The sequence below is a fragment of the bacterium genome, from assembly GCA_021372535.1.
Classification (GTDB): Bacteria; Latescibacterota; Latescibacteria; order Latescibacterales; family Latescibacteraceae; genus JAFGMP01.
Window position 1 is genome coordinate 1 of the sequence record JAJFUH010000174.1, and the last position, 7,415, is coordinate 7,415.

The window sequence follows — 7,415 nt, forward strand, 5'->3', positions numbered from 1 at the left end:
CCCCCTCTCTTGCCACAAGAGAGGGGAAGCGCCCGCTAACATCTATTTTATCAAGGTGTTATGCGCGGGGTGAGTTTCCATGGTTAAGAGTGGCAACTATCATATTCTACTGCAAATAAAAGGTACTCAGTAGTTTAACCGTCAGTTCTGATCCGTTATATCTTTTTGTGCCTTTGTGTTTTCGTGGTTAAATATTTTCATGAATAACACTCATAACTATAAATAGTCACAACGAAGGATGAAAAATGTTTACAGGCTGCATATGGATTCCCGATTAAAGATTCGGGCATGACGGCGTTACAGGGACTCCATATACCTGGCCGGGGCTTCCCCACAGGAAACCGTTGATACATTTTATTGCTCCGGCGGATAAATAATGATACCAATAGCAGGAATAGATGCCGAAACAAGTTCGGCATGACGTCATCCGATATCACTGTTTAATCGCCGAAGCAATAAGATAAATCCGGGTTAAGGATAGAGCTTCTGAAAAAGGCTCACATGATAATCCGGTTGAAACATAATAATTCCGCCTTAAGAACGCAAATAAACACAGCGGGTCATATAAAAATGACTAAATTACCGAACATATAAAAAATATTGACAGTACGGGCATCACGTTCTATATTTTGATATATGGAAACTCCTGCATCCGAATCCGACTGTCCCGGGCACCGATTACAGCCCGTCCACACGATTCACTCCGTACATGTTCGCGGTGCACATTTACGTATAATCAATAGTATGGGATACCATTTTAGTATCCGGCCTGAAAAGGTCTATCGAGGAGGCTGAGAATCATGAAATTATTTCTTGACACGGCAAACCTGCAGGAAATCAAGGAAGCCGTATCATGGGGAATTATCGAGGGTGTAACGACTAACCCATCGCTTATAAAAAAGGCAGTCCTTGAGCTCAAGAAATCGCACGAAGACACCAACATGGAAAACTATATCAAGAAAATCCTTGCCACTGCGGGAAGGATGTGCCCCGTTTCACTGGAAGTTCCCGGGCTCGATGCGGATGATATGGTTAACCAGGGAATGTATCTCTACGAAAAATTCGACCAGGTAACAGGAAACGTCGTCATAAAGATTCCGGTCTGCACCATGAATTCCAAAGGCGAGGGTAATCTGTTCGACGGTATCATGGCTATCAGACGCCTTACCGACGAACGTATTCCGGTGAATGCCACGCTGATTTTTACACCGGAACAGGCGCTGCTCGCAGCCAAGGCGGGCGCCGAATATGTCAGCCCCTTTGCCGGGCGCATCGATGACCGTATACGCCGCGCAGCCGGGGTTTCCTTCGATAAAAGCGAATATTTCCCCGCCGAGGGTATTTCCGATACGGAAAATCCGGACATGATCATCACCGATCAGGGGCTGCTGAGCGGAGTCGATCTCGTATCGCGCATAGCGGATATTTTCATCGAATATGAAATCGAATGCGAAATCATCGCCGCAAGCATCCGTAACGCGATTCAGGCCCGTGAAATGGCGGAAGTCGGCGCGCATATAGCCACCATACCGTTTTCGGTTCTCAAGGCAATGGTAGTCCATCCCGGCACAAAGGATGGTATCGACGCTTTCACCGGCGATCTTGTCGAGGAGTATCTCGATCTTTTCAAAACCGGAAACGATACAACCTGCGAATAAACCCTGAGCTTCGGCCCTCCGCTTTCAGGTCTGAAGGAACAATTCAGCGTCATATTTCGTACAGAGGCACATACCACCATATACACGGAGGTTTTGATATATGAAGAACCGGCTTGTTCTGCTGGGCGGTGATATTGTCGTATCGGAAGGAATCATGCATGACGGCGTGATCGTGGCGGAAAATGGCATCATCACCGCTGTCGACCATGTATCGTCGTTCACCCCTCAGGACAGCGACCGGATAATCGAATGCGGCGGATACTTCGTATGCCCGGGTTTCATCGATCTCCACAACCAGGGAGGCGGGGGATATACGGTAACTGACGGCACGAGGGAAAGTGTCTGCGGAATGGCGTGCGCTCATGCGGCCCACGGAACGACCGGCCTGCTGCTCACCCCTCCGATTATCGGAGATACATACCGTCAGCTCCTGCCGGTGCTTGCGGAGACTGTCGGCGCGGATACCGGGGGAGCGTCAATCCTCGGAATCCATGCAGAAGGGCCCTTTCTGAACCCCGCAAAAGCAGGCTGCATGCCGCTCGCGGGAATCAGGAATCCGGACAGGTATGTGCTCGATGAGATTATCGAGCTCGGCGGCGGTAAGATCGCTGAGATGACCATCGCTCCCGAATTGCCCGGCGCGCTCGACCTTATTCTTACGCTCTCGAGGAAGGGCGTTGTCGCCTCGCTCGGTCATTCGAATGCAACCCTGAACGATGTGCTCCGGGCGATCGACCACGGGGCATCGCATGTCACGCACTTTTTCAACGCCATGAGCCCGATCCACCACCGTGAGCCGGGGCTTACCGGCGCGGCGCTCTATTCGACCGATCTCACGGTCGAGCTTGTCGCCGACGGTTTCCACATACACCCGTGGATACTTGGGCTGGCCGTACAGAACAAGAGCGTGGCCCTGACCTGCCTCGTTACCGACTGCATGCATGTCATGGGATTCGAGGATGGAGTCTATGATTCCCTCGGGCTGCGGGTGCGGCTTGAAAACGGGAAGCTGACGCTTGCCGACAATCCCGATGTACTCGCGGGAAGTGTGCTTACCCTCGACCGTGCTGTGGCCAACATGGTAACCATGGTCGGCCTTTCCCTCGCGGATGCGGTGACCATGGCATCGACAACACCCGCGACGGTTCTTGGGCTTGAAAACCGTAAGGGACACCTCGAGACGGGATACGATGCCGATATTGCCGTGCTTGACCGCACATACCGTGCCGCCGCGACCATAGTCGGGGGAGATGTTGTTCATAATACCATAGAATGCGCGTAATGAGACGGCATAATGCCCCGGTGATTGAACAATGACACCGGATGACGTCATACCGAACTTGTTTCGACATCTATTCCGGATAGAAGTATTATTTTATCCGGTTATCCAGTTTGATAAGCATAGAAAACTATTATAATCAGAATTGATAATTTATTTTGATAGTATATGATCCCCCCTGCCTACGGCATCCCCCCTTTTTAAGGGGGGAGCGGCTTTGGGGACACTTTCATCCATATAAGGGGGGCACGGCGAAGCCGAGGGGAATCAATCATGTTAACTGATTTAACTGGATAACCGGATTAATTTATTTATGCAATGGAGCAATAATAACTGGCTACTCCCCATTTTTTAAGAACTCTTTTTTATATGTTACTTCCTTTGCGTGCCCAAAGGAAGTAACCAGGGAAAGGGCACCCCGTGAAAAGCCTTTTTCCCCGTATTACGTTATGCTGTCGTTCGACAATACCGTCGAATTCATATAAAAAAGCATAATTAAGGCATAACATCTTGAAATATCGAATATTACATCTTTTTTACGCTGCCCGGATGAACAAAAATGTCGATAGAGATAGTAATAAGACACAACAACCCGCACGGACAAATGTCATTATAACTCACATTTATACAATATATTATGCAATTTAATACACACAAGTTCCTTTTTTGGTACAAGTGTTGCATATTCAATTCATATGAAATTATCGAATATGCGCACGTTCGATAAGTGAAGGAGATGCTCGGTGAATCTGCTCGAAAAACTCAATGAACAAAAACTGCTCCTCAGCGATGGCGCATGGGGGACAGAACTCGCGAAAAAAGGCTACGGCGGCGGAATCTGCTCGGAGCTGCTCAATGTGGAGAAGCCGGAAGTGCTCGCGGAAATCGCTTCGTCATATGTGGAGGCCGGTTCGGATATAATCCTCACCAACACATTCGGCGGCAGCCCGTACAAGCTCGCAAAGTATGGCCTCGAAGACCGTCTCGACGAGCTGAACGAAGCGGGAGTCCGTATCTCGCGGAAAGCCGCGGGGGATCGGGTAATCGTCCTCGGCTCGATAGGCCCGACCGGGGAATTTCTTTCTCCGCTCGGAACAGTGACCGAAGGCGAGATGATCGAGGGGTTCGCGCGGCAGGTTAAGGCATTTGTCGCCGGAGGCGCTGACGGCGTCATCGTCGAATCGATGACCGATCTCGGCGAGATTGTCTGTGCTCTCAGGGCGGTGAAGGACAACACCGATTTCCCCATTGTGTGCTCGATGACCTTCGACAAGGGGCTGAGAGGATTTGCCACCATGATGGGAGTGAAACCCGAAGATGCGGCCCGGAGACTCGAACAGGAGGGCGCCGATCTTGTCGGCTCGAACTGCGGCTGGGGCATCGAAGAGATCATCGAGGTCGCGCGGATCATGAGACCGGTAACGAAGCTCCCGCTCTGGTTCAAGCCCAACGCCGGCATGCCTGAACTCGTGAACGGGGAGACAGTATACCGTCACACACCCGGATTCATGGCCTCACGGGCGGTTGACCTCATCCGCGCCGGAGCATCGGTTATCGGCGGCTGCTGCGGCAGCACACCGGACCATATCCGTGAAATGCGGAAGGTTGTCGATTCAATACGATCCTGAAACTGATCGGTGCGTGTATTTGTAATTCATTCAGTGATATATCGATAGTATTATTTGGTTATTGAATTAGTCCATAATCATGTATTTACCGTACGAGGATTGTCATTCCCGGGAACAAAGTGAATCGGGAATCCGGTAATAATATCACCTTGTCATAAGCATGAAATGATGGATTCCCGTTTTCACGGGAATGACACTTTTTCGGGCATCGATATCCCATTCGAAAGTTCTTATGGACTGTTGAATAACCAATACCGGTATCAGTATCTACAATACACTCACACCTTTTTACAGAGAGAGTAACGCCATGAAACACCTGACATCGTACTTCGTTATTCTGATCCTCCTTGCAGTGGCGGGGAGCAGCTCGGCACAGGAAATGTGGACAACGTACACCAATGGGAATTATATAACGGATGCCGTTGTCCAGGGCGACAATATCTGGTGCGGGACTGACGGCGGTGTTGTGCGATGGAGCATTTCCGCCAAGGAATACGAACAGTTCACCACATCTTCCGGTCTTGTCGACAATTATATCCAGAAAATCGCTGTGGGGAAAGACGGCACGGTATGGGCGGCAACATGGGGCGGTTTAGCCCGTTACAACGGTTCATCATGGGAAACGCTCCCCATAACCAACTATATCAACACGATGATAGTCGGGAATGACGGCTCTCTGTGGGTAGGTGTCTCGGGATCGGGCATATCGCGTTATTATAACGGGAAATGGACGACGTATACCACATTTCAGGGACTGGTAAGCAACGATGTCAGCATCCTCGCTCTCGGAAAAGACGGATCGCTCTGGGCGGGAACTTCATCCGGGCTGTGCCGTTTTAACGGCGAATCATGGATATCTTACTCAACGCCTATAGCCAATGACCTTCCCTATAAAGACCCGAAGTATTATGACGCCTTAAAGGACAGCCTTTACGACAATGGGATGGATTCCAGCAGGCCCTATTACATCGGGTCGATTCAGGACATCGCCATAGACGGGAACAGCATGGTCTGGTGCGCCACATCGTACGGGGTTTTCAGGTTCGACGGAACGGAATGGACGACTTACACGATGGATGATGGTTTGGCGGAAAACTACATCCTCAAGGTTATGCTCGGAAATGACGGATCGGTATGGGCTTCAACCTGGAACGGACTGTCGCGGTTCGACGGGCAGCGGTGGACAACATATAGTACGAAGGACGGTCTTGCCGACTACAACATCCAGAGAATGGTTATTGCGCCGGACGGTGCGGTATGGGCAGGAACCTGGGCCGGATTGTCACGGTTCGATGGCAACTCGTGGTTTACCTATACCATGTCCGACGGTCTGCCGGACAACAATATCACCACGCTGAGTATCGGAGACGACGGCGCCGTATATGCGGGAACGTCCAAAGGCATCTGCCGTTACGATGGCGCAGCATGGACAACCTACGCCATAAACGACGGCATCGGGAACAACCATGTCACCGCAATAGCGATGGGCAATGACGGCGTCATGTGGTTCGGCATATGGGGCGGTGTTTCACGGTTCGACGGGAAGAAATGGACAACATACACGACCGATGACGGCATTGCGGACAACAACATTACATCGATCGCCATCGGCAAGGATAATGTCGTGTGGGTCGGCACACTTCAGGGAATCTCGAAGTTCGACGGAACCACATGGACATCGTATACCGAAGCGGACGGTCTGGCGGATAACGATGTCTCCTCGGTTACCGTGAGCCCCGGCGGTGTTGTCTGGGTCGGAACGCTCGAAGGAGTTTCGATGTTCGATGGAACCACATGGACATCGTACACCGAAGCGGACGGTCTGGCGGATAACGATGTCAGCTCTGTGGCTGTCGGTTACGACGGCACTGTATGGGTAGGAACATTCGGCGGAATATCGCGTTTTGACGGCACATCGTGGACAACGTTCATGAGGGCCGACGGCCTCGCCGACAACGTGGTTCTTTCGGTCACCGTCGATGAAAAAGGGTCCGTATGGGCAGGAACATGGAGCGGCGTTTCGCAGTATGACGGCAAACGGTGGAGAACATATACGGCGTATTACGGGATAGAGGGCGATTACATCCAGTCCATAGTAATCGGCAGCAAGGGCGATGTATGGGTCGGAACAAAAGATAACGGCGTTGTCCGATATGACGGCGAGGAATGGAAATCGTACACAACTGAAAATGGCCTCGCGAGCAACAATATAGGGAAGATAGCCATCAGCCCCGATGGCACCGTATGGGTAGGATCGGAACAGGGCGGCGTATCCCGTCTCGCGGAGCAGCCGTGGACATCGGTCGATGAAACCGAAGCGCTCCCCACAGACATCATCCTGTGCGGAAACTTCCCGAATCCGTTCAATCCCGAAACCACTATCCAGTTCACCCTGCCCACTGAAGCAGCCGTAACAGTCGCCATATTCAATATTACCGGTCAGAAGGTGCGCATCCTCGTTTCGGAGCACGCAGCAGCGGGACTCCATACGGTGCGGTGGGATGGTACGAACGAACAGGGACAGCAGGTCTCTTCGGGCACGTATATCGCCAGCATCAAAGCGGGCGCAGTTATGAAAAATCACCGCATGATGCTCGTCCGCTGACACGAGAGCATTGGGTTTTCCATCAAGTACTCCGCAAGTACTTATCTCTGAAAAGCGAGGGGATTGATTCCCCTCGCTTTTTTACGTCTATGCGGGGATAAAAACAGTGGCAAATCCCCATTTTAAAAAAAACACTTTTTTAGATGTTACTTCCTTCAGGTGTTACTTCCTTTGCGTGCCCAAAGGAAGTAACCAAGGAAAGGGCACCCCGTGAAAAGCCTTTTTCCCCGTTCACTGCCCGTTTT

Annotated in this window: 4 protein-coding genes; all 4 read left to right on the forward strand. The window is 51.1% G+C overall.

The window, feature by feature from the left end; genetic code table 11:
- The first annotated feature begins 800 nt into the window (after nucleotides 1–800).
- The 4 genes from LLG96_15285 (at nucleotide 801) to LLG96_15300 (ending at nucleotide 7,170) form a co-directional block, all read left to right on the forward strand.
- Nucleotides 801–1,658, forward strand: a complete 858-nt coding sequence (locus LLG96_15285) for a transaldolase (protein ID MCE5251572.1) — start codon at nucleotides 801–803, stop codon at nucleotides 1,656–1,658.
- Between the two features lie 100 nt (nucleotides 1,659–1,758).
- Nucleotides 1,759–2,940: an N-acetylglucosamine-6-phosphate deacetylase gene (nagA, locus tag LLG96_15290; GenBank protein MCE5251573.1), complete on the forward strand. Its 1,182-nt coding sequence runs from the start codon at nucleotides 1,759–1,761 to the stop codon at nucleotides 2,938–2,940.
- Between the two features lie 740 nt (nucleotides 2,941–3,680).
- Complete coding sequence (locus LLG96_15295; protein ID MCE5251574.1) at nucleotides 3,681–4,565, forward strand: homocysteine S-methyltransferase family protein; 885 nt, start codon at nucleotides 3,681–3,683, stop codon at nucleotides 4,563–4,565.
- 307 nt (nucleotides 4,566–4,872) lie between these two features.
- Nucleotides 4,873–7,170 (forward strand): T9SS type A sorting domain-containing protein, encoded by a 2,298-nt coding sequence (locus LLG96_15300; protein ID MCE5251575.1) that lies wholly within the window; start codon nucleotides 4,873–4,875, stop codon nucleotides 7,168–7,170.
- Nucleotides 7,171–7,415 lie beyond the last annotated feature (245 nt).

Excerpts from the sequence above, each read along its gene's own strand:
- LLG96_15285 (MCE5251572.1), top strand. The coding sequence starts at position 801 with ATGAAATTATTTCTTGACACGGCAAACCTGCAGGAAATCAAGGAAGCC.
- nagA (MCE5251573.1), top strand. The coding sequence starts at position 1,759 with ATGAAGAACCGGCTTGTTCTGCTGGGCGGTGATATTGTCGTATCGGAA.
- LLG96_15300 (MCE5251575.1), top strand. The coding sequence starts at position 4,873 with ATGAAACACCTGACATCGTACTTCGTTATTCTGATCCTCCTTGCAGTG.